The sequence below is a fragment of the Arthrobacter pityocampae genome, assembly GCF_002927275.1.
Classification (GTDB): Bacteria; Actinomycetota; Actinomycetes; order Actinomycetales; family Micrococcaceae; genus Arthrobacter_D; species Arthrobacter_D pityocampae.
In genome coordinates, this window is sequence record NZ_PRKW01000007.1 from 196,422 (window position 1) to 221,795 (window position 25,374).

Consider the following 25,374-nt stretch of genomic DNA (forward strand, 5'->3'; position numbering starts at 1 on the left):
CGGCACGGAGGTTCAATGACAACGAAGCGTGTGACCCTCGCCGACGTCGCGCGCCGGGCGGGTCTGTCGTCCTCGGCGGCGTCGATGATCCTCAACGGACGTCCCGACACCAGGCTCTCGAAGGATGCCCACGATCGGGTCAACCGGGCCGCGGCCGAGTTGGGCTATCGGCCGAACGTGGCAGCCCGTAGCCTGCGCGTGGACAAGACGCAGACCATCGGATTCATCTCCGACACGGTCGCCACCACGCGTTTCGCCAGTGGCCTGATTCGTGGTGCTCTCTCCGCAGCAGCAGCGGCCAACCACGTGATCCTCCTGGCGGAAACAGGCGGAGATCCAGCGCGGGAGACCGATGCCATAGAGGCGCTCCTCGACCGTCAGGTGGACGGCATAGTTTTCGCCACCATGCGTGCCCGGGAACTGTTCGTCCCCGATCTCCTCGAGGACACACGCGTCGTGCTGCTCAACGCGAACAACGAGCACTACTCAACCTCCGTCCTTCCCGATGAGGAACAGGGCGGGCGCGACGCCGTGGCGCTTCTGGCGGATGCCGGCCACCGTGAGGGCATTGTTCTCCTCGGCCATAATGCTCGCGAGGAGCGCGATGTCTTCCGATCGACAACAGTGGAGCGACGCCTCGGGGGCATCCAGGCCGAGATGAGTGACAGAGGTATGACGTTCGATCTGGAGGAGTCCATCTGGGACTGGGAACCCCACCACGGGTACGCCGCCGTCTCGGCACTGCTCGAACGAGGCATGACACCTCGCGCCCTGATCTGCCTCAATGACCGTCTCGCTTTCGGGGCCTACCAGGCGCTTTCGGAGCGCGGTGTACGGATACCCGACGACATATCACTCGTCTCCTTCGACAACGACGAACTCGCGTCCTACCTCCGCCCTGGTCTGACGACGATCGGACTGCCACACGAAGCGATGGGAGCACAGGCAGTGCAGCTCCTGCTGAGCGAGGGGACCCGGGGCGAGCACCTCGTGCACATGCCGGTCATCGAGCGCTCCTCTGTTCGCTCGGTCGACAGCACTGGATAGAAAACGCTTCGAACGCGGTCATCAGGGTCCCTCATCGGTTCATCCGAGGTGGGCCGTGTCGTCCCGGAGGTCGCCCGGGATCTGCTCGACGCTGACCCCAGCGTCCGCCCCGCGGTCGCTGACCACCTCGGGGAAGTGAAGCCGCATGACGGTCGATTATGGCAAGCGGGACGATTCCCTTGTGCGCGACCAGAATCCTGCTGCACTCCTGCGCCTTTCCTTCGGAGGCCGGCCCCGAAGTTCTCCTAGGCTGATGCGGCAGACGTCTGGGGGAGAGCACGTGGAGGCAGGACAGGGTGCCGCAGAACAGGCGCAGCGAATAGGTGACCGGGTTTCCCGACTGGAGGCTGAGCTCGAGCGGCTGGAGGCCGACCTCGCGCAGGCGCGGAAGGCTCAGCGGGCATGGCTCGCCGGAGCCGAGGGTTGCTGGGGAGCTGAACGTCGCGTGCCGCACTGACCGTACCAGCGCGATCGTGGCGCTAGTGGCGAACCTCGATCTCCGGGTGGTGCTTGCTGACCCACTCGGCCATTCGATTCTCCCGGCGCGCGATGAACGTCAGCGTGGCATCCCGGTACGCGACATACTCATCGGTTGTGGCTGGTGTCCCGGAGCGCTCGAAATTGTCGAACGGCAGGTAGAACTGAATTGCGTCGTAGTCCAGCGTCACGAGATCCTTGAAATGGAAGAAATCGACGAACTCCTTGAACCCGTCGAAAAGCGCGAAGAAATCTTCGTAGGCGCGGGTGACGTCGGAGAGCGGGTTCCCCGATTCTCCTGTGTAGTGGCGGCGGATGCATTCGAGGGTGAGGTCCATCCGGTCAGCGATCACCGGTCGCAATCCTCGTGCCGTGTTCATCGTGGGTCGGTCCTTCTTCCGGACCGGCCAAATCATCGAACTGCCGATGGTGTACTGCGGGTCGAGGTAACGAGACCGCTGCTCTTCATTCAGTCCGGCGATGGCGTCGACCAGGGGTTTTGGACGTAGCCATCGGGTGTAGGAAGCTGTGATGGCGTCGCTGCCGTACCAATGGTGCGCCCCGGCAGCGTCTTCGAAAATGAGGTACCCCTTCCGTCGGACCGATGGCGCAGTCGGGGCGAAGAGCACGCCGGAGTTCAGTTTCTTGGTCCACAGCAATTCGTGGTCCATTCGAAGCCTTCTACTGTCCCTATCCGCGTCAGGCCGCGACTTTGCCGGTTTGTCGGATTTGTAGTCGAAAGAAGTATCGAAGTCGCGCATTGTGGAAGTGTATGCGCACCGTGGGCATTCCGAAGAGATGCCACTGCCCGCACCTTCTGCGGCGCGGCACACCCGAGGTGCGACCTTGTTCTGCCAATATCATCCATTCCGGAGCCGTCCCAACCCGTCACTGAACCTCCTGCATCTCGTGTGAGCATTCAGAGCATCAATCGACGTCGCAGCCCGCTCAACCTGCGGATCGACGACGAGACTGCATGGGTCGACCGTCGGGGGCAGTCATGCAACCGGGGTTCTTTACTCGCAGCCCGCATACCGCATGATTCCGTCCACGGGACTCAGCGCCTGATCAGGTTGTATCCGCGGCACGAGCGCTTGAGGACGTTCTGTCCACTGGCGAACCGTCGGATCCCGGCCGCGGACAGATACGCCGCCGGACTAGTGGCCCTCGTCAGTCACCTCATCCGCGAAGCGAATCAGTTCGGCACCGAGGCTTCGGGCGCGGTCAGCGATGGTCTCAGGGCCATCGGTACGGATTGGCGGCGGCGGCGGCGCGGGAAGGGTCGACGGCTCCCGCTGGATGTCGATGTCGAACACCACGTGGTCCGGGTGGTGCCAGGTCGAGAACACCTCCACCGGCCGCCCGTCCTGGTCGAAGCTCGTGCCCTCCAGCAGCAGCACCGGCGACGATGCCTCGAGCTTTAGCAGCCGCAGTAGCTCCTGATCACCCGGGACCGCCCGGATCTGCCGCTTGCCCGAGGTGATCTGCACCCCGAACTGTTCGCCCAGCACCGCATGCAGGGACGCATCGTGCAGTGACTCGGCGGTCATGTCGGCGAACGTCGGCGCGGGCAGCCACGTATGGATGACGGCGATCGGCACGCCGTCGGCCGTGCGGAGCCGCTCGAGCGCGAGCACCTGCGGAGTGCCGAGGACCGCCGTCGACGCATCGGCGTCCTGCACCGTCAGTGAGAGCACCTCCGTGCCGACGGTGGCCCCTGTACTGCCGAGCTGGGCCGACAACCCGGAGGTGCGGTGTACCAACCGGTGGTGCTCCCGCCGCGGGGCCACGGTGCTGCCACGCCCACGGCCCCGCTCGATCAGCCCTTCGTCAGTCAGGGCACCGAGGGCCTGACGCACCACGGACCGGGAGACGCCGTACCGTACCTGCAGCTGCGCCTCACTGGGCAGGGACGTGCCCGGCGGCAGCGAGTGGTTCAGGATCTGCGCACGCAGATGCCCGCGGAGCTGCAGGTGCAGCGGCTCGCTGCTCCCTGGGTCCAGCAGGTGTTCGGGAGCTTCAGGCGTTTCCATGTCAGTCATGAGTCCGACCCAGCCTCAGGATGCGGAGTCGGACTCATCCGACGACGACGCGCCGTCGTCCTCCTCGATGATCTTCCCGTCGTGGACCCGGTGGAGCTCGATGCCCTCGAGGTAGCTGGGCACGGGTGGGTCGAGGTCTTCGTCGCTAGTCATGATTCCGATCCTAGGCGCCGACGGCGTCCGGACCGGCTACTTCTTCTGAGCGGTCCGCCACACGTGGTCCCAGCCCGGCGCCAGGGCAGCGGCACGGCGCATCGACAGCACCAGGCTCGCCTCGCGCGCGATGCCCTGGCCGGCGATGTCGAACGCGGTCCCGTGGTCCACCGAGACGCGCACCACGGGCAGGCCGACGGTGATGTTCACGCCGTCGTCGCCGTAGACCGCCTTGAAGGGTGCGTGGCCCTGGTCGTGATAGCAGGCGATGACCATGTTCCACTTGCCCTTGACCGCGGCGGGGATGAGCGCGTCCGCGGGGATGGGCCCGTGCACGTTGATGCCCTTTTCCCGCGCGGCGGCGACGGCGGGGGCGAGGATGTCGGCGTCCTCGTCGCCGAACAGGCGGTTCTCGCCGGCGTGCGGGTTCAGGCCGGCGAGGCCGATCGGCTCGTCCGGGTTGCCGAGCGCCTTGGTGAACGCGCTGACGAGTTCGATGACGTTGGTGGTGCGCTGCGGGGTGACGTCCGCGATGGCCTGACGCAGGGAGACGTGGGTGGTGAGGTGGAAGAAGTAGAGGTCGCCCGCGGAGAGGACGAGGCTGAAGTTCTCCACCCCGAACTCGTGCGCGAGCAGCTCGGTGTGGCCGGGCCACTTGTGCCCGCCGGCATGCATCGCGGCCTTGTTCAGCGGCGCGGTGACGATGCCCTGCACCCGGCCCTCGCGGGCGAGCCGGCACGCCTCGACGACGAAGCGGTAGGAGCCGTCGCCCGCTGCGGGGCTCAGCTCGCCGAGCTTCACGTCCGCCAGCGACGGGCCGGTCTGCAGGAGCTCGATGATGCCGGGCTTGTTCGTGGCGTCCTCGATCGAGTCCAGGACGCGCACCGCGTCGGGGTCGCCGCCCACGTTCTTGACGCCCTGGCGCATGGCGGCTTCGTCGCCGATGACGACGGGCACGCACTCCTGCCGGACGTCGTCGTGCCCGAGGAGGGACTTGGCGGTGATCTCCGGTCCGATGCCGGCGACGTCGCCGAGGGTGACGGCGAGGGTGGGGATGCTCATGAGGTTGCCTCCAGTGAGTGGGCGGGGGTAGGTGTCAGGGTTCGGGCGAGTTCGGTGATGGTGTGGGACAGGGCATGGACCGGGCCGAAGCCGCCGGCCTTCGTGACGACGATCTTCCCGGCGGCGGTGCCGCCTTCGACGACGCCGACCGGGATGCCCTCCTGGATGGCGCCGGTGATGCGCAGCGCCTGGGCGCGGGAGGCGTCGAGGACGGCACGGGCGCCGTCTCCGCCGACCAGCACGAGGGCGCCGACGTCGGTGGAGTCCAGCGTCTGCTCGACCACGGAGGCGAGGCTGCGGGAGATCTCCGCGCCACTCAGCGCCAGGCCGCCGGTTCCGGCAGGCTCGGGGGAGAGGACGACGACGACGCGCGGCAGCGGGTGGGGTGCCGCCAGTTCTGCGGCGGTCCACTGCGCGAGGCGGTCCGGCCGGTCGAGCAGGGACGCGGCGGGCTGGAGCACGCGGAGGTCCGCGGGATCCAGCCGGCTGCGCAGGTGATCGGTCTGGGCGCGGGCGACGTCGTGCAGTGAACTGACGACGACGACGATCCGGTGCCCCTGAGGCGCTGGTGCAGGTTCCGACGAAGCCCGCACGGACTCGGCGTCGGCCCACGCTGCCGCCATCGCCGCGGCGAGGCCGGCTGACCCGGCGGGGATCGCCGTCGGACCGGCAGCGACGAGCGCGGCCGCGAGCGTGCGGAGGTCGTCGTCGGACGCGGCGTTGACGACTACGACCCGGCCGTTCGCCGCCTCCCGCAGTGTTTGCGCGTCCTGCTCGGGCGATCCGCTGAGGCTGACGGTCGTGGTGCTGGGCAGGAGGTGCGCGAACGCGCTGGTCGGCACCGGGGTGATCGGGTCACGGCCCGCGGGGGAGTCCTCGACCGGCCCGCCGTGCACGCGGAGCAGGCCGTCCTCCACGGTCCGCCCCATGGCCGGGTAGGCCGGGCACACGACAGCGAAGCAGCCGGGGTGCTGCTCCTGCCACGCGTCGAGCGCCCCGGCGATCTGCGCCGGGACGCTGCCGCGCATGGTCGAGTCGATCTTCAGGTACAGACGGTCCGCTCCGGCGGTGACGAGGTCGGCGACCGCCCCCGCCGTCGCCGTGCGGGCGCTCGCCGTTTCCAGGGCCCGGGCATCGGAGTTCATGGCCAGGGCGCTGCCGGGTGCTGCCGACGTCGGGAGCAGGTCACCCAGCAGCAGGCGGGAGGACCAGCCGGCGCGGGAGAACTGGACTACGGAATCGGTGGCTCCGGTGACGTCGTCGGCGGCGATGCCTACGACCGGCGCGTGCCGTGCTGAGGTCACGCGTCGCCGTCCTGACCGGTTCGACGGGCCCGGGTGGCGGGTGCGGACGGGTCCCCGGCGGGCGGGAGGTCGGAGGCGGACGTGGTAACCACCTGCGCGGCGTCATCCGTGTCGAGCCCACCCTGGCGCTTCAGTACCCAGGTGGCGAGGAGCGGAGCGAAGATCGCCGTGACGAGGACGGCCGAGGCGACCTGCGCCGTCGCGACCTCCACGAAGGGGGAGAAGCTCGGATCCGCGGCGGCGACGATGGCCGGCGTGGCGATGGAGTTGCCGGCCGTCGTTGCGGAGGCGATACCGATGCCGGACTTAATCCCGCGCCGGAGGATGAACCGGTAGCCGAAGTAGACGAGGGTTCCGGTGATCAGGGTGGCGGCGATGCCGACGAAGATGCCGCTGAGGCCGCCGGTGATGACGTTGCGGAGGTCGATGCCGGTGCCGAGCGCGAAGGCGAAGAACGGGATGACGATGTTCGGCACGGGCCGCATGACCTCGGTCCACTTCGCGTCGAGGTTGCCGACGATGAAGCCGAGGATCAGGGGGATGACGGCGGCGAGGAGGGTGAGGAACGGGATGTTGCCGAGGCCCGAGATGCCGAGGAAGAGCAGGGTGAAGAACGGGCCGTCGTTGATGGCAGAGGCCATGTACGCGCCGCGGTCGCGGTAGTCGCCGTAGCGGCCTGTGAAGGCGAGCCAGAGGCCGCCGTTGCTGTTGTCGAAGGATGCCAGCAGGGCGAGGATCGAGATCCCGAGGATGCCGTCGACGCCGACGAGCAGGCCGAGGCCCGCGACGAGGGCGGCGGGGATGATCGTCTTGAAGAGCAGGACGACGCCGGTGGTCGCCAGCACGGGGCCGGAGGCCTTGGCGGTGATCTGCATGCCGGTGGCGAAGATGAGGACGGCGATCAGCGGCAGGGCCGACTCGGCGAACAGGGCGGTGGTGAAGCTGCCGAGTTCGAGGAAGCCGGGGGCGAAGGTCCCGACGATCGAGCCGAGGATCAGGGGGATGAGCATGAGTCCGCCGGGAATGCGGTTCATGCCGTCGAAGAGGGGGATGCGGGACTTCGGAAGCGATTCGGCTGCCATTGGCGAATCTTCTCTCTGTGCGGGAGGGGCCTGCGGACGAAGGAGTGCGTACAACTAGTACGTACAAGAAGTACCTACTGTAAGCCGCGTGGGGCACGTCACACAAGAAAGAGCCATCTTTTCGTCGGGCCTGGCAGAACTACTTCGTAGTCTTCACTGCCGTGGCACACGTCCACCTGACCTGACGGGACCCGATGTTGATCATCACCTTGAACGGCGACCGCGGGTGCCGCGCCGCCCGCGCCGAGCAGTGACCGCCTCGACGACCGCCGCGTCGGCACTGGTGGTCATCCCCGCGTTCGGTTCGCCGGAGCTGACCGATGCGGTGGTGCATGACCTGGTCCGCGACGGGAGCGACCTCGACCCGGCCCTGCGCATCGTGGTGGTCGACAACGCCGGAGATTACGTGCTGCCCGAGGGGAACATCGAGGTCCACCGCCCGGGGCGCAACCTGCGGTGGATCGGTGCCGCCAACTGGGCACTGAAGACGGCGTCGCGCGATGGACAGGCGGTCTGCGTGGTGCTGAACAACGACATCCGGCTGTCACCCGGCTTCCTCGACGGACTGCTCGCGCCCTTCTCCACAGCGGACGACATCGCGCTCGCCGCAGCCTGCTACGACGATTTCTGGCTCCACCAGCGGGCCTCCGCGATCCCGGGTACCGCCGCGGAGTACGTCCCGCGCGATGTGCTGCGCAACGTCGACTTCTGCGACGGCACCGCCATCGCGTTCGCCGTGCCCCCCGTCGTCGAACTGGGGAGTCTGGACGAGGTCACCTTCTTCCGGCACGGCTACGGCGCGGACATCGACCTGGCGATCCGCGTGCGGACAGCCGGCCTGCGGTGCGTGGTCACGGAGGGCGCCTACGTCTCGCACCTGCGGCGGCAGACGATGAACCGGACCGGTCAGAGTTCCGAGGGCAACCGGGCGGAGATCCTCGATGGTCTGGACGCCAAGTGGGGCGAGGGGTGGCGGGCGGACGTCGGCCTCGGCCCGGACTCGTTCCCCGCCCACAACACCGGGAGCGGGGCGTCGTGGTACCTGACCCCTCCGGCATGGTGAGCACTCCGGGACGGCCCCCGGGACGGATCATCTACGCGGGGTTCGCCACCCGCCACCACAGCGGCGGCGTGCACGTGATGACTCAGCACGTCCGGCTGCTGCGCGAGCGCGGCCACGAGGCCTGGTTGTGGCTACCCGACGAGAACGATCGCACCGACTGGATCGCCGACGACGTGCCGATGCTGTTCGGCGCCACCACTGCGGTCGGCGCCGACGACCTCCTGGTGCTGCCGGAGACACCGACCGTCCAGGGCCGCGATCCGGCACCCGGAGCGCGCAAGGTCATCTTCAACCAGAACCACTTCTACACCTTCGCCGCCGGCACCCCCGGCGAGGATTTCCCCGGGTGGTCGCCGGCGCCCGCGCTCTGGGTGGTGTCCGAGGAGAGCCGCGACGTGCTGACCGCCGTGCTGCCCGGCCTGCCGGTGAGCGTGGTGCCCAACCCGGTCGACGGCGAACTGTTCGCCCCCGGCGCCGCCGGGCAGCTCCGGGTGAGCTGGTTCCCCAAGAAGCGGCCGCGGGAGGCCTCGCTGCTGAAGCGGCTGCTGGCCGCCGAGCCACGACTCGCCGGGGTGGAGCTGGTGGAACTGGTCCAGGCCCCGCGGGCGGAGGTGGCCGCCACCCTGGCGGGCTCGGCGGTCTTCGTCGCCCTCGGGCACACCGAGAGCTACGGTCTGCCGGTCGCCGAGGCGCTGGCGTCGGGCTGTCTCGTGGTCGGGTACGACGGCGGCGGCGGTCACGAGCTGTTCGAGGCACCCGGCGCGTGGCGGGTCCCGGACCAGCGACCGCTGCTGATCCGCGACCGGGTGGCGGACCTGATCCAGGACCTCGACGCCCTGGCGCCGGTCCGCGCAGCGAACCGCCGCTGGGTGCTCGACCGCTATCCGTTCGCCCGGACAGCAGCGGCGCTACAGGAGGCGGTCGCGGCCGCGTGGGCCCGGCCCGGCGCCGACGCCGTGGCCGTGCATCCGGCCGCCTGGCTCGACACCCTCGGCCCGAACTTCACAGCGTATGCGTGAGGATTCAGTGGCCGCCCTTCACCACGTTGACGAGGTCCTCGCCGGCCACGTAGCGGCGCACCTGCGCGTTGACCAGCGCGAAGGCTCTGGGGCCGGACTGCGCGATCGAGCCGGCGGCGTGCGGGGTGATGATCAGGTTCGGCGCGTTCCACAGCGGGTGGTCGGCGGGCAGGGGCTCGGGCTCCATCACGTCCAGGGCGGCGCGCAGCCGGCCGGAGGTCAGTTCCGCGAGCAGTGCCGAGGTGTCCACGACCTTGCCGCGCGCCACGTTGACCAGCAGGGCGCCGTCGGGCATCTGGGACAGGAACTCCGCATCGACGAGACCTGTCGTCTCCGCCGTGAGCGGCACGGTCAGCACCACCACATCGGCCTCGGGCAGCAGGTCCGGCAGCTCCGAGGTGGCGTGGATGCCATCCCGTGCCGTGTGCGCCACGAGCACGGGAACGGCGTCGAAGCTCCGCAGCCGGCGCGCGGTCTGCTCGCCGAGGTCGCCGGCGCCGATGATCAGCACGCGCTTGTCGCGCAGGTCGTCGGCCTCCATCGGGTCCCACCGGCCCTGTCGCTGTGCTTCGCCGAAGTGGGGCAGCCGGCGCAGCGTGGCCAGGACGACGGCCAAAACCAGTTCGGCGACGGCGGAGCCGTGCACGCCCCGCGCGCTGCAGAGGGTCACACCGTCCGGGACGTGCTTGAGGATGTCCTCCACGCCGGCGCTCGTCAGCTGGGTGACCTCGAGCTTCGGCATGGCGGCGAACTTCCCGGCGAGGTTGGTGGAGTCCTCGACCTGCGGCACCCAGAAAACGGTCTCGGCCAGGCGCTCGGGCTTCTCGCCCTCGCCGTCCCAGACGATCACCTCGACCTCGTCGGGAAGAGTTCCGAGCAACTCACGGGCATTCGGATCGGGTACGCAGACGACAGTCATCTCGTCAGTGTAAACAGTCCCCTGACGAGGCAGGGCTATGGTGACACCAGGACTTCTACACAACTGAGAAATTCATTTCCGGCGGCGGGAAACACCCGTGCCCGATGGATCAGCCGTGCGCGTCAGCGCGGCTTCGAAGGCAGCACCGAACTTCTACAGGAGACGCGTCATGGCCATCACACAGCTCACCTACCCTCACCAGGAGCCGGAGCTCACCGGCGAGGACATCCGGCTCCGCAACTGGGCCAGGAACTCCCGGCTGGGCCTGCCCGGCTCGGTCGTCGCGCCGGCTACCGAGGCGGAGCTGTGCGACTTCCTGTCCACCAGTGACGGCCGGGTCCGGATGATCGGGAGCCGGATGTCGCCCGGCAGGATGATCGAGGTCGCGGACGGAGCCGGAACGCTCCTGGACCTGAGCAGGCTGAGCGGCCTGATCTCCAGCACCGAAGACACCGCGACCTTCGCCGGTTCGACGTCGTTGGCCGAGGTGTACGCGTTCCTCACCGCGCGAGGGCAGATGCTGGACGCCTCACCCGGGGTGATCGCCGAGCAGACGCTGGCCGGCGCCCTGTCCACCGGAACCCACGGTCAGGGCCTGCAGCAGAGCTCGATCGCCGGCGCCGCGCTGGCTATCCGCATGGTGCTGGCCGACGGCACGGTCGCGGAGTTCGACCACGACCACCCGGACTTCCCCGCCGTCCAGCTCGGCCTCGGCTCACTGGGCGTGATCACCGCCGTGACGCTGCGTGCGCGGGAGTCGATGATCTACACCTGCGTGAAGAAGGCCGTCGACGCGGGCACGCTCGAGACGGACCTGGAGACCTGGAACCGGGAGAACATCCTGGTCAAGGCGTGGTGGTTCCCCCAGGAGAACCAGGTACAGGTGTGGACCGCCAACGAGGCGTCCGACGACGAGGTGTCGCGGTACCGGGCCGGCGGCAGCCAGCTCGTGGAGTACGCGACGACCGATACGTCCATGAACAGTACGATCGAGGCAACGCTGCAGCACCTCCGCGACGACAGCAAGGGCGTTGCCGACAACGGCAAGTCGCTCCGCACGGTGTCGCGCTTCCGGGACTTCACCGACGTCACGGGTGACATCTACCAGGTGTTCTGCAAGGGGATCGCGACCCCTCAGATCAACGTGGAGATCGGCATCCCGCTCGCGCGGGCCGGAGCGGTGATCAGGACGATCAAGGACTGGCACGCGGAGACGCGTCCCCGGATGCACTACCCGGTGATCCTGCGCTGCACCGGCGCGTCCGAGGGATGGCTGAGCCCGTCCAACGGCCAGGACACCTGCTACTTCGGCTTCGTGGTCTACTACGCGGCGGACGGTTCGCTGTCCGAGGAGGGAAGCAGCTTCCTCCGGGCGGTGGAGCGGGCCCTGGCCGAGGAGGGCGGCCGGCCGCACTGGGGCAAGTACTTCGACGAGTCCCTCTACGACTGGCCGGCGCTCTACCCCCAGTGGGAAGCCTTCCGCCGGGTGCGCGAGACGCTGGACCCGGAGCACCGGTTCGCGAATGCATTCACCGATGCGCTCCTCGACTGACCCGACCCGCCCACTAGGACAGGAACACCACCGATGAACGCCTGGGTGACCTTGCTGACTCAACCCGACTACCTGATCGGGGTCCGGACGCTGCGGGCTTCGCTGGCGCGCTCCGGCAGCACCGCCCCCCTCGTCGTTATGGTGACCCAGGGGATCGACGAGCAGGCCCGGCGCCTCCTGCAGGACGACGGGTGCCTCCTGCGCGACGTGGCACCGTTACGCCCAGCCGGGGGATCGGCGGACAGCTATGCCAACGCCCGATTCGCGGAGGTGTGGACCAAGCTGGCCGTCTGGGGTCTCACGGAGTTCGAGCGCGTCGTCTTCCTGGACGCCGACATGCTGGTGACCCGGAACATGGATGAGCTGTTCTCGCTGGACCTGGTCGACGGCGTCATCGCCGCCTGCCACGCCTGCCGGTGCAATCCCAACCGGATCGCGAGCTATCCGCCGAGCTGGACACCAGAGACCTGCTTCTACACCCACTGCCGGGGCGGGGACCACGTCACCGAACCGGGCGCGACGGACAACTACCTGAACGGCGGCTTCCTCGTGTTGTCGCCCGACGAGGCCGTCCTCGCCGACATGGTGCAGCGGCTGGCGGGCGTAGACGATCTGTCGCACTACCCGTTCGCCGAACAGGACTTCCTCAACGAGTTCTACCGCGACCGCTGGCGCCCGCTGCCTTACGTGTACAACGCGCTGAAGACCCTGCAGCACCAGCACCCGTCGGTCTGGGACCCGGCATCGGTGAAGAACATTCACTACATCATCGACAAGCCGTGGGCGAGGCCATTCGATCCCAACGACCGGTACGTCGAGGTGAACCGGCTCTGGTGGGAGATGGCCGACACCCTGAGTGCACCCGTGGGCTCCTGACCGCGCAGTCGAAGGTGCTCGGTCCCGACCCCGCAACCTCGTGCAGGGGGTTAGTTCCACGGCACTCCCCGCCCGACGGTCGGCCTAGACAAGGTCCATCAGCGTCCGGACGTGTGAGCAGGGGTGGGATCCGCGTCGAGATGGTTGGCCACCGAGTGACATTGCCTCCCGGTGGGGGGGGGGGGGGGGGCAAAAGAGGAACCTACGTCTATGTGTGCGACCCGGTTCTCCGCGCGCACCGGCGCGTCTTTATCCCCGTCAGCGGCGAGAAAGTACCAGGTGCCCGTTATTAGCGCAGTTGTGCTAGGTCTGGGCGGCGCAGCGGAGCGAAGGAGTAATTGCCCCTCGCTCCGGACGACGGCAGCAGACATAACTGGGATAGCGCCCCATGGTGGAAATCTGGTCGGCGAGGCGGAGCAAATCAGCTCCTAATTGACCAGTACGGTGGGCAACAATGTCAATCTTAAGCACCACGTGGACCGGATGAGCTCTTCTTTAGACGCCGACCACAGCCAGCTCTAAATCAGTCACTGTCGCTCACCCATTCCGAAGCCAGCGTCGGCCAGGGGCGGACTGTTGGTCCTCCGGCTCCATTCAAGTACTTTCGGGACTTTCGGAGTCGGTCATTTTCGATGTCGATCCAGAAGTTCAGGAGCTTGATGCATCCGTTTGCGACCCGGAGCGCTTCAGCGTTCACGGGGTCTGTGCATCCCTTTGACGTTTTCCAAACATCGGGATCAGGGCATGCGGGCCAATCGATATCCAGCAGTGGTGCTTGCCGTTGATAGTCCGGCGGCACTTGGCCGGCTGAACGCGCTGCCTTGCGTTCGGCAACCTTGGTCCGGTTGTAGGCGGCCCGGCGGTCATTTTCCTGCCAGAACATGTCCTGCAGGATGTCCACCCAGGAGGTGCAGTGGGCGACGAATGTGTCCGGGTCAAACATTGGAGCGTCGAAGACCTGCGGCTCGTCGCAGGCTTGCTCTGCGCGCGCGGTCAGTAGAATTTGCCGCTTGTAGGTCAGGCTTCGGAAGGCCCGCTCGTCAAAGCCATCTGAGACAACGGCGTTCGTCGCAGTGGCGCGCAGCGGACCGGTAAAAGCTACCGCTGATACTTGCCAGATTCCCCAGCGCCCGTCATGAATATCGAGCACGGCGATTCCGTGCGAGGTGGCATCGATAGTAGACATGACTTCTCCCTTAACCAGTAACTTGTCGTGATTCTAGAGGCGTGGCGATCACAGAGCTTTATCCCCCGCCGATGAATCGAGTAATCACAGTACCTCTTGATGCGCAGACCCTCACGAACCTGACTATCTTCGGCTTAAGCGGCCTCTGAAGGCTGCCTTGGGGATTTAGGGGCCCGGGCATGGTTTTCGTCGTGACCGGTGTCGCCTTCTTGTCCCTCGGAAGCCGCTGTGGTTGGCGCGGGCGTTGCTGGGGTGGACTTGGTGGGGGGCCCTGGGACGTGGGTGATCTCCACTTGCGGGAGCGGACGCCCTTCAGCCTCCAAAGAGGTTCTCGGTTTAGTCCCGTCTGCCCAGGCCAGAAATTCTTTGGCTGTGAAGACCGGCTTGCCCCACTGGGCGGCCTGCTTGGCCTTGCCTGATTGGGACCCAGTTTCAGCTGAGATGAGGACCTCGCATTTGTTTTTGGTGACGGAGCTAACCGGCATGAGCCCGCGACCCATCGCTATTTCCTTCAGGTCCTCCCTTGAGAGATTACGTCCTCGGTCGTCCTGGGCGGAGCCGGTGAAGCAAATGCGGGCTCCCTCCACCAGGACTTGGTCGATGTCTTGTCGGACGTCCTCGGCGTAGGTGTCGTCGAGAACTGGTGTCCCAGTGATCGCCGATACCGCTCGGGCGACGTCTTGGGCCTGTGAGTCCAGCCGTGTGAGGCGGGAAGCTGCCTGTAGCTTCTGGGCCATAACCTCGCCTGGATTCGACGACGGTGGCATATTGCTGCCGACGAGAAAGGTTGTGCGGCCGTTGGGACGGGGCATCAAGTAACCGACGTGACCGGTGGGGTCGGGGAAGACATCAGCAAAGACGTCAGTGGGTTTGAGTTTCGCGGCAATGTCTCGGACGGCCCGGGCACGTTCCAAAGCTGTGGATGCGTGAAGCCGTTTCTTGTCACGGGCGTCAAGCTGGTCTTCGTCGATGTTTGTGCCGACGGGCATTTGCACGACGTAGTCGTTGCGTTTGAGTTCGTAGTCGAGGTATCCGAGATCTCGGTCGATGTTGACGCCCACCGGGGTCCGTCCGCTCAGATGGGGTGCCAGAGCAGCCCATGCTTCGGTGAGTAACGGTGCCAGCTGCACGTCGCCGGCGGCAATGCCGTATTGCGACAGGGCTTCGCCCATATCGCAGGTGGGGTTGACGAGTGTGGTCAGTTCTATCCCGTCGTCTGTGACCAGAGCAATCTCGGTCGGGCGCGGCCGCCACTGAACACCCTCATTTCCGACGGTGCACACGCCCAAATAGGCGGTGCCTAGGGGGGCGGTTTGGGTGCCTTTGGACCGCAAGAATCTGCGGATTCGCTGGTCGACCTTGAGGTCCTTCGGCGCCACGTCTCGGCGCAGTACAAGCCCTTTCAGGGAGGTGCACCGGCTGAGGGCCACATAGAGCTGGCCGTCCGCGAAGGTGCCCCCGGACAGGTCAACCACTACGCGCTCTAGGGTCTGTCCCTGGCTCTTGTGGATGGTGATCGCCCAGGCCAGCCGGAAGGGCAGCTGAGTGTAGGTCCCGACCACCTCGTGCCGTAGCGCTCCGGCCTCGACGACGGGACGGGTAACCTCCCAGGTGTGCTGGCCAATCTCGACAGTTTCATCGCGGGGGAGCTTGATCATGACGTGCTGCTCCCCGTCTTTGATCCGGTGGCCCACGACCCGTGCGAGGGTTCCGTTGACCCATCGGTTCTGGGTGTCATTAGTCAGCATCATGATCTGGGCCCCAGATTTGAACACGAGATCTTCGTCTGCTGGTAGATCAAAACCCTCGAGGTCTCCCATTATCTGGCCGAGATTACATACGGCGGGCTCTTCGATCTGCTTGAGCATCTCGTGATTTCGGGCGTTGGCGATCCGATTGGTGGTAGTCAGCGTCAACCAAAATTGCTCAAGTGGGGGGCGAAAGGAATTATCGGTGCGGGTGTTAAGCTCTCCTCGATCGTCTTCCAAGAGCGCGCCTTCACGTACGGCGTTAAGAATCTCGACCAATCGGGTATCACCGACCTGCCGGAAAACGGTGGTGAGCTCAACCACGGGGAAGGCCTGGGTCTTGTAGTGATCGGCTGAGAAAAAGTACGGCGAGTCGTACTGGGTGCTGAAATACTCCCGCTCCCGTTCGGTGACCACGGGTGGGAGTTGGTAGAGGTCGCCGACCAGCACCAGCTGAACTCCACCGAACGGTTCCCCTGGGCGTGGGCCGAATCGCTCCAGGGCAATAGCCAGCCAATCAAAAACGTCAGCCCTGATCATCGAAGCCTCATCGATGATCAGGGTGTCAAGTTCCTTGAGGGTCTTCGCGAACCGACCTGGGTAGTAGTCACTGCTGCGGACGTGCTCCGCAGTGGTGTTTGGCGCGAAGGAAAAAAGGCGGTGGATGGTGTAACCCTCGACATTGAGAGCGGCAATTCCAGTAGGTGCGACTACGACCACGTTGCGGTTCGTATTAGCTAAGAAATGCCGCACCAGCGTGGACTTACCAGTGCCGGCCTTACCGGTCAGGAAGAGGTGAGCGCCCTGCTCTAAGCGGGACAGTGCGTCTTGGAACTCCTGCGTAAGGTCGAGCCCTGATTTCTTGCCACTCAACACTGGCCACTTCCTTCCCAGATACATGAACCTTGATGCTATGCCGCCGATTCAAGAACGCGCCTCGTGGCGCGCGGGAGAGGGAGATTCTCACACGATCACGTGCCATTGATCTCGCTCGGGTAAAGCACTTGGGAGTGGTGTAGCGTTCCGTCAACCCTCATGGGTTAGGCGTTGAGCCCGAAGCGGGTCTCTTGGTCGTGGGGGCGTGTTGGCGGTTGTTCCCGTGTCGGCGACGGGGTTCGGGGGGACTTAGCGCGTATATCGAGGGCCCCTCGTCGCGGGGGTGGAATCAGCCCACCGCAATGCCCAACTTTGCACACTCGTGGACGTACTCTAAAGCAGTGCGTGAAAACAACGGGGGTCTGGTGCGGGATGTACTGCCCGAAGGTCTTTACGAGTCGCTTGTCACCCGTTTGCTTTCGGAGCAGTTGACCACTGCAGTTGAACTGGACGCTAAGGTCGAACCTCTTGGAGAGATCGAGGCGCTTGCTGCCGTTTCGAGGCACCTTACCGCCGCAATCGGTGATGCTCTGCTCAAAGCGCCGCCCGAGCGCCGGCTCGAGCTCGCAAATAAGCTGCTTGCAGAGCTTCCAACTGATGACGCGATCGATGAAGGTCTTCTGCAGCTCCTTTCCGTACACCGACCCGAGTCGGTTACGGGGCGCGACCTGCGCCGCCCCTCGACAGCCTTGTCAGATTCGGCGCTTCTAACAAACGGCCGAGACGAACCTAACCTGGCCGCAGAGTTGCGCGCGGAGATGGAATCAGCGAACACCGTCGACCTTCTTTGCGCTTTCGTTCGCTGGACTGGGCTGAGGCTTCTCCACCCCTCCCTCGAGAGGCTGGCGGAACGGGGCGTGAGGCTGCGGGTCATCACGACTACTTATATGGGCGCGACTGAGCGTCGTGCTATCGACGAACTGGTCAAGCGCTACGGCGCCGAAGTGAAGATCAGCTACGAGTCCCAGGCGACGCGACTGCATGCGAAGGCATGGCTCTTTCGCCGCAACACCGGATTCGACACGGCCTATGTGGGCAGCTCCAACCTTAGTCAAGCAGCCTTGGTCGATGGGCTGGAATGGAACGTGCGGCTCAGCTCCGTCGCTACGCCGGAGCTCCTCAAGAAGTTCGAAGTCACCTTCGACAGCTACTGGGCGCAACGCGCCTTCCAGTCTTACGACCCACAACGGGATGGCGACAAACTCGACGCGGCCCTTGAACGTAACGGCGGACGACGAACAGGAACGCCAGCACCGACAACTGGACTTGAAGTCGAGCCCTACCTACACCAAGTCGAGATGCTCGAAGACCTCGAGTCAGAACGCCTCAAGGGCCACACACAGAATCTGATGGTCGCCGCTACCGGCACGGGGAAGACCGTCATCGCAGCGCTCGACTATCAGCGGCTCTGTGCTGCGGCAGGACGGCAACTCAAGTTGCTCTTCGTCGCTCACCGCCAGGAGATTTTGAAGCAAGCGCTCAGTACCTATCGAACCGTTCTACAAGACGGCGCGTTCGGAGAGCTCTGTGTAGGAGACAACAAACCAACGCGCTGGAACCACGTCTTTGCGTCCGTGCAGTCGTTGGCCTCGTCTAAGGTGGAGACGTTGCAGCCGGGTGCCTTCGACGTCGTCGTCATTGACGAGTTTCACCATGCCATGGCGCCAAGCTATCAACGGCTCATCGACCACCTGCGTCCCCAGCAGTTGCTTGGGCTGACGGCCACTCCCGAACGTGGGGACGGAGTAAACGTAGCGCAACAGTTCTTCGACGGACGCACCGCGAGCGAGCTACGACTCTGGGACGCTTTGGACGCAGACCTGCTCGTGCCGTTCCACTACTTCGGCGTTTCGGACGACGTCGACCTTAGCCGGCTGGAGTGGAAACGCGGGAATTATGACCTTGCCCAGCTCGACCGTCTCTACACCGGAAACGATGCGCGTGCAGCGAAGGTAATTCGAGAGATACGGGACAAAGTCACCAATACCGACGACATGCGGGCGCTCGGCTTCTGCGTCTCAGTTCAGCACGCGCACTACATGGCCGAGGTATTCAATCGCGCTGGCATCCCTTCGCTTGCCATCGATGGTGGAACGAACGACGCCGAGCGCGCGCTCGCCCTGGCCCAGCTTCGGGACGCGACGATCAACTGCCTCTTCACGGTCGACCTCTTCAACGAAGGCCTCGACCTACCGCAGGTGGACACCGTTCTTCTGCTCCGTCCCACTCAGAGCTCGACAGTCTTCTTGCAGCAACTTGGTCGCGGACTCAGGCGAGCCGAGGGGAAGTCTGTGCTGACGGTGCTGGACTTCATAGGCCAGCAACGACGTGAGTTCCGCTTCGACCTCCGATACTGGGCGCTGACGGGCTACGGGCGCAAGCAGCTGGAGAAAGCGGTTGAGGACGAGTTTCCGTATCTTCCGTCGGGTTCTCAGATCATCCTCGACCGCGTCGCCCAAAAGGTCGTACTCGACAACATCAAGTCCCAGCTGCGCTTCAATCGAGCACAGCTCGTGCGCGACATCGCGTCCTATGGTGAGACCGGGTTGAGTACCTACCTGCAGAAATCCGGGAGCGACCTCAAGCAGCTCTACCGAAGCACGAAGGACTCTTGGACGGGCTACCTTCGCCTAGCAGGACTGATCGGATCCCCGGCGGAGGTTGGGACGAGCGAACAGATTCTGGACTTGGCCGTCCCCGATGAGCAGAAGCTTCTCGGCCGTATGGTGCGCTTCCTGCACGTTGATGACCCTGAACGTGGAGAAGCGTATGCGCGACTCGTTGACCCGTCATGTCCTTCGTACGTCCAGCTTGGCGCGCGGGACCAGACTTTCGCGCGAATGCTGTTCTTCACGTTGTGGAACGACGGCGGTGGGTTCGCAACGTACGACGCGGGGTTGCAGCATCTGCGGTGCTTCCCATTTGTCTGCAGTGAGATCCAGCAACTGGTGTCCCTGGGGGTTGCCAGTTCACGTCACGCGGGCAAGAGTCTCGGGTTGGGGTTGCAGCACGTTCCTCTTCTATCCCACGCGACCTACCGTCGAGAGGAGATTCTTGCTGCCCTAGGCTACGGCTCGCTCGAATCAGGGAAGAGCGTGCAGCACCGTGAGGGTGTCGCCTGGTGTGCAGAAACCTCGACCGACGCGTTCTTTGTCACGCTCAACAAGGACGACAAGAATCACTCAGCATCGACGATGTACAAGGACTACGCAATCAGTCCGGAGCTGTTCCACTGGGAATCACAAAACGCGACGTCGACCTCGAGCCCGGTAGGACGGCGATATCTCGACCACAAGGGACATGGCTCGCACGTCCTGATCTTCACCCGGCCAGTTGCTGAGGATGAGACAGGACTTGCGGTGCCGTACACGTGCCTCGGTACGGTGGACTACGTGCAACACTCGGGGGAGAAGCCCATTGCCATCACCTGGAAGCTACACCGGCCTATGCCGGCGGACGTCTTCGCAGAGGCAGCCGCGGTGGCGCAGTAAGCAAGCGAGACCATCGTCGTATTGGGTGGAGCGATCCTGTCGTCGACACCCGGAGCCCATCTTCGAATGCGCGTCACCGCCTGGGTTTTCAGTCGATCAGCCTTTGGAAGCACCGCAGCCAGACTGCGGCCAGTCCTGTGACCTGAGGAGCAAACATGTCGAATCCCCTCAACCGCGATAGTGCCCAATAGTCATTTGCAGACAACCCACTAGCTGTCTCGGACTCGGTCTTCCTTGGCTCTCCGGCGGGGCTGGCCAGGGTGATGTTGTTCAGAGCATTGTTGATCCCGCCGCACCCGGACGAGCTTTTGATACTGTGTTCCCAGCAATAGACGAGGATGACCGGTACAAAGCCGAAGCGGCTCAGGCAATGATGCAGACCGCGCAGGTCTTTGACGGGCAAATCGGCCGGGCCCGTCTTCAACTAGGGCGCGATCACTCCTCTTCCGCCTCCATCACTGACCTCCCGAGAGGGTAGCAATGTCACGGCTTACTGTAGGAAACGTTGTTAAGGTTACGATCGTCGTCCTATTTTTCCCTTTTATTGCTCTCCTGGTGCTCATGATCGGGGTGCGCAGGAAGAACAAGAAGATCATCGTTGAGGGTGCAATATATCTCGCCCTCTTCCTTGGTGCGGTCTCAGTCCCGTCCGACAGCACGCTCTTTTCCCTGGCGGCATTTGTAGGTTTTGGCGTCTTCGGCGTATCAGCCATACGGTCCTACATGCTGCGCGACCTGTGGCTACATCGAAAGATTCGTGGACAGCTGCCCACATCCGTGGTTCCGCAGCAAGCGCCGACGCAGCGCGCATACCAGTCAGCCCCCTCCGTAGCGCAGACTGCCTCATCAGCAGCTGATCTGTCGCCGGCCCTGACATGGGTGGCTTCGCACGCCAAGCAAAACAAGCATCGACTTCCAGCCGGCGCATATGTCACCATCCTTGAAACATGCCAGACGCTGGATGCGGTCATAGACGCGGAGACACAGCACCCCACGACGGACGCCCAGTTCGAATACGAGCTTGCAGCAATAGTGCGTGAGTTTCTGCCAACCGTTCTTCAAGGCTATTTGGCTATCCCGCCGAACATGGTAAGTAGTCCGCAATCGGACGGAAGAACTGCGGACCAGGAGCTGATTGAACAACTTCAGCTCCTCTCCAAACAAGCCGACACGCTGCACTCAAGTCGCCATAGCCGTACCTCAGCGGAGTTAACCAGCACCGGTAACTTTCTGAGAGAGCGCTTTGGGCACCACAAGCAACGTGCCTTCGACCTCGACATCTAGTAGCGCAAGGTCCATTCGTACGCTCAGCAGTCAGGATCTGAGAGACGGCGCGGCGATCGCCGCGAAGGGACGCAGGGGGTTGAAACGGTCGATTCTCAGCCGGCTGGCTTCGTGAACCTCCGTTACCGTTTCCGCGGGACTGTTTTGATTCCGTTCGACTTCCGCGCCGATACCGCGGTGGAAATGACCAGCCCTGGTTCTCACCGTGATGTGTGCTTAGGTCGAGGCTGCCAACGGCTCCTCCATCACCAGCCACTTCTCGTGTTTATTCGTGCTGATTTCAGGGTGTAAAGCCACGAAGACAGCGGCCCGCTATCCTGAAGGCCCGTGCGCAGCGTCGCGCCCGGTTGCAGGAGACAGGTGCCGTACATGCCGCAGCTTCCCACGCCCAGCAACACCCAGAACCAGCACAGCCACACCCCGCCGTCACAGCTTGACCGCATCACCGACCTGGCCGGCGACCTCGCCGGCCAGTTCGAGCTGGTGCCTCTCCTCGAACGCGTCCTCGGGCACGCCGCCGCCCTGCTTGGGTGTGAGAGCGGCTCCATCTCGATTGTCCACGAAGCCGAGGGCTACTACCGCAAGGAAGTGGACCAGGGCGTCGGCTGCCGGGAGGGCCAGACCTTCCCGCTGACCGAAGGCCTCACCGGACAGATCGTCAAAACACGTGGCACTGTGGTCCTCGACCGCTATGCGTCAGTAAAGGTGGGCCACATTGACCCGGTGGATCCGCGGTGGGCGAGCGCCGTGATCGGCGTCCCCATCAACTGGGCCGGCACCATCATCGGCACGTTCGCCATCTTCAGTGACGGCCCCGGCCGCGTCTTCAGCCCGTCCGATGCGTCTCTCGTTGAACTGTTCGCCAACCATGCCGCCATCGCCATCATGAACTCCCGACTTCACCAGTCCGCCGCCGCGAAGGAACGCGAGGCCGCCGTCGCCGGTGAACGCGAACGCGCCGTGCAGGAGGTCCACGAGACCATCGGCCGGTCCCTCGGCTCGCTTTTGCTCCACCTCGATCGCGCGGACAAAGCGACCCCCGGCGGCTCGCCCTCCATCCAGCACATCGACGCCGCCCGCGTGCTCGCCCATGAGACGCTCTTCGAAACGCGCCGCACCGTACGGGGCTTCGGTCCCTCCAGCCTGGCCGGCCGCACGCTCGAGGAAGCGCTCCGCCAGGAAGTCGACCGGATCAACGCGAGCTACCCGATCGACGTGACGTTGCTCGTCACCGGCGACCCCCACGACTTGGCGCCGGCGGTGGCTCACCAGCTCTTCATGATCGTCCAGGAGGCGATCGCCAACGTGGTGGTGCATGCAGACGCGAGGACGTGCCGGGTAGGCATCTTCTACGACGCCACCGGGATCGCGGCCGTCATCGAGGACAACGGCCGCGGGTTCGAGGACCAGGAGACGATGAGCCTGACGGGCAGCCGGGTCGGGCTGCACGGCATGGCCGCCCGCGCCCACTTCCTGCGCGGCGAGCTCCACGTGGACTCCACGCCGGGCTGGGGTACGAGCGTCCGCGCCGAGGTGCCCTACTCCTCGAGCGGGGACGCCTCGCGAGAGCGGTGGAAGGTCCTCGTGGCCTGTGCCCAGCCCCTGCTGCGGGCCGGGCTTGTCAGGCTGCTCGAAACCTCGGAGCCATCGGTGCAGGTGCTGGGTGAGGTGGGAACCCTGGAGGACCTCACAGAATCGGTGTCCCTCCTGCAGCCGGACATGCTCGTACTCGACCAGCACCTGCTCGCCGAGTACGCCCACGCTCGGACGCAGGAGATTTACACCGTCGAGCGCCCGGTGGTCGCCGTCGTCGACCGCCCCACCGACGAGCAGCTGGCGGCTGCGGCGTTATCGGGCGTGCGGGGGTTCCTCTCTATCTCCTCCACGCCGACGGAGGTGGCGCGCGTCGTGGTCGCCGCAGCCCGCGGCGACGCCCTGCTGGACGGCGCGATGTTCACTCGACTCACGGAGACCCGTGCGTCGGACGCAGGCGAGGCGATCCAGCTGACCGCCCGCGAACTCGAGGTGCGTGACCTGCTCGCCGAGGGCCTGGCGGACAAGCAGATCGCCACGCGGCTCGCCATCTCGGTCAAGACCGTCGAGAAGCACGTGAGTGCGATGCTGCGGAAGACCGGGGCACGTAACCGCACCATGCTGGTGGGCCTGCAGCACCAGGGTAAAGCAATCGCGAACTCCAGGTAGGAAGCAGTGCCGCCAGCACGCTTGCCAGGCGTGCGGCTCAGAGGACAGTTACGAGGACCCAGCGGCGGTGGCATCGAGGATGAACCGGGCTGTCTCCTGCGGCTGGTCCCAATGCGGGAAGTGCCCGCAGTCCTCGAAGACGTGCAGTGTGGCGTCCGGATAGAGGGACATGGCGACGGCGGCCTCACTGAGCGGGGTGACCCTGTCCGACCGGCCCCAGCCGAACGCCAGCGTGCCCTTGATCGACCCCTGAGGCGCGCCTGCCTGGCGCGGCCCGTGCGCGAGCGACTTACGCGCTTCGTCGAGACTGGGCGAGGTAGCGAATCCGCGGAGTTCCGTCAGGACGAGGTCCGGGTCGAGCTTCCAGGGAGCCGCGGAGAACTGGGCGAGCAGCGCCGTCCGGCCCGCAGCCTGCTGGACGAGCGATGGCAGGACGCCTTGGATGCGCCGTACCAGACCGATTGACGCGGTGATGCTGCCGTTGAAGATGCGCACCTGCGTGTCGTTCCAGAATCCTCCGGGATCGAGAGCGACAACTTTGCCGGCATGACCCCGCCGCGCCAGCTCGACCACGATTCGCGCACCCATCGAGCTTCCGACGATATCCGCGCCGCGCAGGTTCTCCTGCTCGAGGAACTGCTCGACGGCGTCCGTGAGGGTCGCGATGGTCACTTCGCCCGCGAGCGGCTCGCTCTTGCCGAACCCGGGGAGGTCGATGGCGATCACCTCGCGGTGTTCCCGCAGCAGGGGGAGGATGGGGTCCCAGGTGCGGATGCTCGAGCCGAGTCCGTGGACGAGGACGAGTGGCTTTCCGGTGCCGGTTCGTTCGGTGTTCAACATGTGGAGACCTTTCGTAGCCGGCGCGAGAGCCCAGTCTATGCAGAGCGCTGCTGCCGGTCCCCGCAGTGGCGAAGACCGCTCAGGACAACCGCTCTGTGAGAATGGGCCCATGACCCAGACAGAGATCCGCCACCACCAGGAGTCCGTCACCATCCAGGCGTCGGCCGAGACCGTCTATGACCTCGTCTCCGACATCACCCGGACCGGCGAGTGGAGCCCGGTCTGCACGCGGTGCTGGTGGGACGACGACGCCGCTGCAGGCCAGGTCGGCGCCTGGTTCACAGGGCGCAACGAGCTTCCGAACCGCACCTGGGAGACCCGGTCGCAGGTCGTGGCGGCAGAGCGCGGCCGTGAGTTCGCCTGGGTGGTCGGCGGCGACAGGGTGCGCTGGGGCTACACGCTGACCCCGGCCGGCACTGGGACCACCCTGAGCGAATCGTGGGATTTCCTGCCGGGCGGCATCGCCATGTTCGAGGAGAAGTTCGGGGATGACGCGCCCGCGCAGATCATCGACCGGACCCGGCAGGCGCTGGACGGCATCCCGCAGACGCTCGCCGCCATCAAGCGCATCGCCGAGTCCAGCCGCGAGGACGACCGGCCTTAAGGCACAGCACCGCGGTCAGGCGATCGCGAACTCCAGGTAGGCTGCGGCGCCGGCGGAGGCGACCTCCTGGTCCTCCTCGATAGTGCCCGTGGAGACGCCGATGGCGCCCATGATGTTCCCGTCGCGCACCAGCGGGATACCGCCGGGAAACACCACGAGGCGTCCACCGTGGGCATCGCTCAGCCCGTGGATGGGGCCGTGCGGCCGGGTGACTTCCTGCAGGTCGCCGGTCTCGCACTGGAACGCGATGGCCGTGTACGCCTTGTTGGTCGCGATGCTGATGCTGCCGATGTTCGCGCCGTCCATGCGCATGTGCGCCTTCAGGTTCCCGCCGGCGTCCACCACGGCGATGTCCATGGGCTGACCGATCTCCGTGGCCTTCGCCGCTGCGGCGTCGATGACGATCCGCGCTTCCGCGGACGTGATGGTCTCAAGTACTGATCCGGGTGTCATAGGTGTCCTTCGTCGTCGAAGTGGGTGGCCGGGCGGCCGCGGCCCACTCAACCACCCGGGCCCGCTGCTGGCGAGGTGGTGATTACCCCCAGGG

Annotated in this window: 21 protein-coding genes; 9 read left to right on the forward strand and 12 right to left on the reverse strand. The window is 65.4% G+C overall.

Annotated elements, in window-relative coordinates; translation table 11 throughout:
* Positions 1 to 15 precede the first annotated feature (15 nt).
* Positions 16 to 1,047 carry a LacI family DNA-binding transcriptional regulator gene (locus C4K88_RS16340; RefSeq protein ID WP_104122716.1) on the forward strand — a complete coding sequence of 344 codons (1,032 nt, stop codon included), beginning with the start codon at positions 16 to 18 and terminating at the stop codon, positions 1,045 to 1,047.
* Between the two features lie 479 nt (positions 1,048 to 1,526).
* Here C4K88_RS16340 and C4K88_RS16345 read toward each other — a convergent pair whose 3' ends face one another.
* The 6 genes from C4K88_RS16345 to C4K88_RS16365 form a co-directional block, all read right to left on the reverse strand.
* The gene (locus C4K88_RS16345) at positions 1,527 to 2,285 is read right to left on the reverse strand and encodes a DUF6994 family protein (protein ID WP_104122717.1); all 759 of its coding nucleotides are present in this window, start codon (positions 2,283 to 2,285) and stop codon (positions 1,527 to 1,529) included.
* A gap of 396 nt (positions 2,286 to 2,681) precedes the next feature.
* On the reverse strand, positions 2,682 to 3,566 hold the full coding sequence (locus C4K88_RS16350; protein ID WP_104122718.1) for a GntR family transcriptional regulator: 885 nt from the start codon (positions 3,564 to 3,566) through the stop codon (positions 2,682 to 2,684).
* A gap of 15 nt (positions 3,567 to 3,581) precedes the next feature.
* Positions 3,582 to 3,719 (reverse strand): hypothetical protein, encoded by a 138-nt coding sequence (locus C4K88_RS17495; RefSeq protein WP_167399078.1) that lies wholly within the window; start codon positions 3,717 to 3,719, stop codon positions 3,582 to 3,584.
* A 36-nt stretch (positions 3,720 to 3,755) separates the two neighbouring features.
* Complete coding sequence (gene pdxA / locus C4K88_RS16355) at positions 3,756 to 4,781, reverse strand: 4-hydroxythreonine-4-phosphate dehydrogenase PdxA (RefSeq protein ID WP_104122719.1); 1,026 nt, start codon at positions 4,779 to 4,781, stop codon at positions 3,756 to 3,758.
* Complete coding sequence (locus tag C4K88_RS16360; protein WP_104122720.1) at positions 4,778 to 6,085, reverse strand: four-carbon acid sugar kinase family protein; 1,308 nt, start codon at positions 6,083 to 6,085, stop codon at positions 4,778 to 4,780. The genes pdxA and C4K88_RS16360 overlap by 4 nt, the downstream gene beginning before the upstream one ends.
* Positions 6,082 to 7,167: a 2-keto-3-deoxygluconate permease gene (locus tag C4K88_RS16365; protein WP_104122721.1), complete on the reverse strand. Its 1,086-nt coding sequence runs from the start codon at positions 7,165 to 7,167 to the stop codon at positions 6,082 to 6,084. Before C4K88_RS16365 ends, C4K88_RS16360 begins: the two co-directional genes overlap by 4 nt.
* 250 nt (positions 7,168 to 7,417) lie before the next feature.
* Between C4K88_RS16365 and C4K88_RS16370 the strand changes: the two genes are divergently transcribed.
* Positions 7,418 to 8,230 carry a glycosyltransferase gene (locus C4K88_RS16370; protein ID WP_167399079.1) on the forward strand — a complete coding sequence of 271 codons (813 nt, stop codon included), beginning with the start codon at positions 7,418 to 7,420 and terminating at the stop codon, positions 8,228 to 8,230.
* The gene (locus C4K88_RS16375; protein WP_104122723.1) at positions 8,224 to 9,249 is read left to right on the forward strand and encodes a glycosyltransferase; all 1,026 of its coding nucleotides are present in this window, start codon (positions 8,224 to 8,226) and stop codon (positions 9,247 to 9,249) included. The genes C4K88_RS16370 and C4K88_RS16375 overlap by 7 nt, the downstream gene beginning before the upstream one ends.
* Before the next feature lie 4 nt (positions 9,250 to 9,253).
* Here the strand turns inward: C4K88_RS16375 and C4K88_RS16380 are convergent, their stop codons facing one another.
* Positions 9,254 to 10,168, reverse strand: a complete 915-nt coding sequence (locus C4K88_RS16380) for a 2-hydroxyacid dehydrogenase (protein ID WP_104122724.1) — start codon at positions 10,166 to 10,168, stop codon at positions 9,254 to 9,256.
* A gap of 169 nt (positions 10,169 to 10,337) precedes the next feature.
* Here C4K88_RS16380 and C4K88_RS16385 point away from each other — a divergent pair, with 169 nt between their 5' ends.
* Together C4K88_RS16385 and C4K88_RS16390 are read left to right on the forward strand one after the other, a co-directional pair.
* The gene (locus tag C4K88_RS16385; protein WP_104122725.1) at positions 10,338 to 11,720 is read left to right on the forward strand and encodes a D-arabinono-1,4-lactone oxidase; all 1,383 of its coding nucleotides are present in this window, start codon (positions 10,338 to 10,340) and stop codon (positions 11,718 to 11,720) included.
* Between the two features lie 33 nt (positions 11,721 to 11,753).
* Positions 11,754 to 12,596: a glycosyltransferase family 8 protein gene (locus C4K88_RS16390; protein ID WP_104122726.1), complete on the forward strand. Its 843-nt coding sequence runs from the start codon at positions 11,754 to 11,756 to the stop codon at positions 12,594 to 12,596.
* Positions 12,597 to 13,119: 523 nt separating this feature from the next.
* Here the strand turns inward: C4K88_RS16390 and C4K88_RS17205 are convergent.
* Positions 13,120 to 13,782 (reverse strand): hypothetical protein, encoded by a 663-nt coding sequence (locus C4K88_RS17205; protein WP_146065722.1) that lies wholly within the window; start codon positions 13,780 to 13,782, stop codon positions 13,120 to 13,122.
* Between the two features lie 134 nt (positions 13,783 to 13,916).
* The gene (locus tag C4K88_RS16395) at positions 13,917 to 16,406 is read right to left on the reverse strand and encodes an AAA family ATPase (RefSeq protein WP_241522023.1); all 2,490 of its coding nucleotides are present in this window, start codon (positions 16,404 to 16,406) and stop codon (positions 13,917 to 13,919) included.
* 377 nt (positions 16,407 to 16,783) lie between these two features.
* Between C4K88_RS16395 and C4K88_RS16400 the strand changes: the two genes are divergently transcribed.
* Positions 16,784 to 19,897, forward strand: coding sequence for a DEAD/DEAH box helicase (locus C4K88_RS16400; protein ID WP_277621655.1), 3,114 nt, complete (start codon positions 16,784 to 16,786; stop codon positions 19,895 to 19,897).
* Positions 19,898 to 19,985: 88 nt separating this feature from the next.
* Here the strand turns inward: C4K88_RS16400 and C4K88_RS17210 are convergent, their stop codons facing one another.
* Complete coding sequence (locus C4K88_RS17210) at positions 19,986 to 20,321, reverse strand: hypothetical protein (RefSeq protein ID WP_146065723.1); 336 nt, start codon at positions 20,319 to 20,321, stop codon at positions 19,986 to 19,988.
* A gap of 137 nt (positions 20,322 to 20,458) precedes the next feature.
* Here C4K88_RS17210 and C4K88_RS17215 point away from each other — a divergent pair, with 137 nt between their 5' ends.
* Both C4K88_RS17215 and C4K88_RS16405 read left to right on the forward strand, forming a co-directional pair.
* The gene (locus tag C4K88_RS17215) at positions 20,459 to 21,181 is read left to right on the forward strand and encodes a hypothetical protein (RefSeq protein WP_193900730.1); all 723 of its coding nucleotides are present in this window, start codon (positions 20,459 to 20,461) and stop codon (positions 21,179 to 21,181) included.
* A 369-nt stretch (positions 21,182 to 21,550) separates the two neighbouring features.
* On the forward strand, positions 21,551 to 23,383 hold the full coding sequence (locus C4K88_RS16405; protein ID WP_146065725.1) for a hybrid sensor histidine kinase/response regulator transcription factor: 1,833 nt from the start codon (positions 21,551 to 21,553) through the stop codon (positions 23,381 to 23,383).
* A 48-nt stretch (positions 23,384 to 23,431) separates the two neighbouring features.
* Here C4K88_RS16405 and C4K88_RS16410 read toward each other — a convergent pair whose 3' ends face one another.
* Complete coding sequence (locus C4K88_RS16410; protein ID WP_104122730.1) at positions 23,432 to 24,223, reverse strand: alpha/beta fold hydrolase; 792 nt, start codon at positions 24,221 to 24,223, stop codon at positions 23,432 to 23,434.
* Between the two features lie 109 nt (positions 24,224 to 24,332).
* On the opposite strand from C4K88_RS16410, the gene C4K88_RS16415 reads away from it, so the two are divergent.
* Positions 24,333 to 24,827 carry an SRPBCC family protein gene (locus C4K88_RS16415; RefSeq protein WP_104122731.1) on the forward strand — a complete coding sequence of 165 codons (495 nt, stop codon included), beginning with the start codon at positions 24,333 to 24,335 and terminating at the stop codon, positions 24,825 to 24,827.
* Between the two features lie 15 nt (positions 24,828 to 24,842).
* On the opposite strand, the gene C4K88_RS16420 is transcribed toward C4K88_RS16415, so the two are convergent.
* Positions 24,843 to 25,280, reverse strand: coding sequence for a GlcG/HbpS family heme-binding protein (locus C4K88_RS16420; protein WP_104122732.1), 438 nt, complete (start codon positions 25,278 to 25,280; stop codon positions 24,843 to 24,845).
* Positions 25,281 to 25,374: the final 94 nt, after the last annotated feature.

Bases quoted from the DNA above. Each gene is read 5' to 3' on its own strand.
- C4K88_RS16340 (WP_104122716.1), top strand. From the start codon at position 16: ATGACAACGAAGCGTGTGACCCTCGCCGACGTCGCGCGCCGGGCGGGT.
- C4K88_RS16345 (WP_104122717.1), bottom strand. From the start codon at position 2,285: ATGCGCGACTTCGATACTTCTTTCGACTACAAATCCGACAAACCGGCA.
- C4K88_RS16350 (WP_104122718.1), bottom strand. From the start codon at position 3,566: ATGACTGACATGGAAACGCCTGAAGCTCCCGAACACCTGCTGGACCCA.
- C4K88_RS17495 (WP_167399078.1), bottom strand. From the start codon at position 3,719: ATGACTAGCGACGAAGACCTCGACCCACCCGTGCCCAGCTACCTCGAG.
- pdxA (WP_104122719.1), bottom strand. From the start codon at position 4,781: ATGAGCATCCCCACCCTCGCCGTCACCCTCGGCGACGTCGCCGGCATC.
- C4K88_RS16365 (WP_104122721.1), bottom strand. From the start codon at position 7,167: ATGGCAGCCGAATCGCTTCCGAAGTCCCGCATCCCCCTCTTCGACGGC.
- C4K88_RS16375 (WP_104122723.1), top strand. From the start codon at position 8,224: ATGGTGAGCACTCCGGGACGGCCCCCGGGACGGATCATCTACGCGGGG.
- C4K88_RS16380 (WP_104122724.1), bottom strand. From the start codon at position 10,168: ATGACTGTCGTCTGCGTACCCGATCCGAATGCCCGTGAGTTGCTCGGA.
- C4K88_RS16385 (WP_104122725.1), top strand. From the start codon at position 10,338: ATGGCCATCACACAGCTCACCTACCCTCACCAGGAGCCGGAGCTCACC.
- C4K88_RS16390 (WP_104122726.1), top strand. From the start codon at position 11,754: ATGAACGCCTGGGTGACCTTGCTGACTCAACCCGACTACCTGATCGGG.
- C4K88_RS17205 (WP_146065722.1), bottom strand. From the start codon at position 13,782: ATGTCTACTATCGATGCCACCTCGCACGGAATCGCCGTGCTCGATATT.
- C4K88_RS17215 (WP_193900730.1), top strand. From the start codon at position 20,459: ATGATCGGGGTGCGCAGGAAGAACAAGAAGATCATCGTTGAGGGTGCA.
- C4K88_RS16405 (WP_146065725.1), top strand. From the start codon at position 21,551: ATGCCGCAGCTTCCCACGCCCAGCAACACCCAGAACCAGCACAGCCAC.
- C4K88_RS16410 (WP_104122730.1), bottom strand. From the start codon at position 24,223: ATGTTGAACACCGAACGAACCGGCACCGGAAAGCCACTCGTCCTCGTC.
- C4K88_RS16415 (WP_104122731.1), top strand. From the start codon at position 24,333: ATGACCCAGACAGAGATCCGCCACCACCAGGAGTCCGTCACCATCCAG.
- C4K88_RS16420 (WP_104122732.1), bottom strand. From the start codon at position 25,280: ATGACACCCGGATCAGTACTTGAGACCATCACGTCCGCGGAAGCGCGG.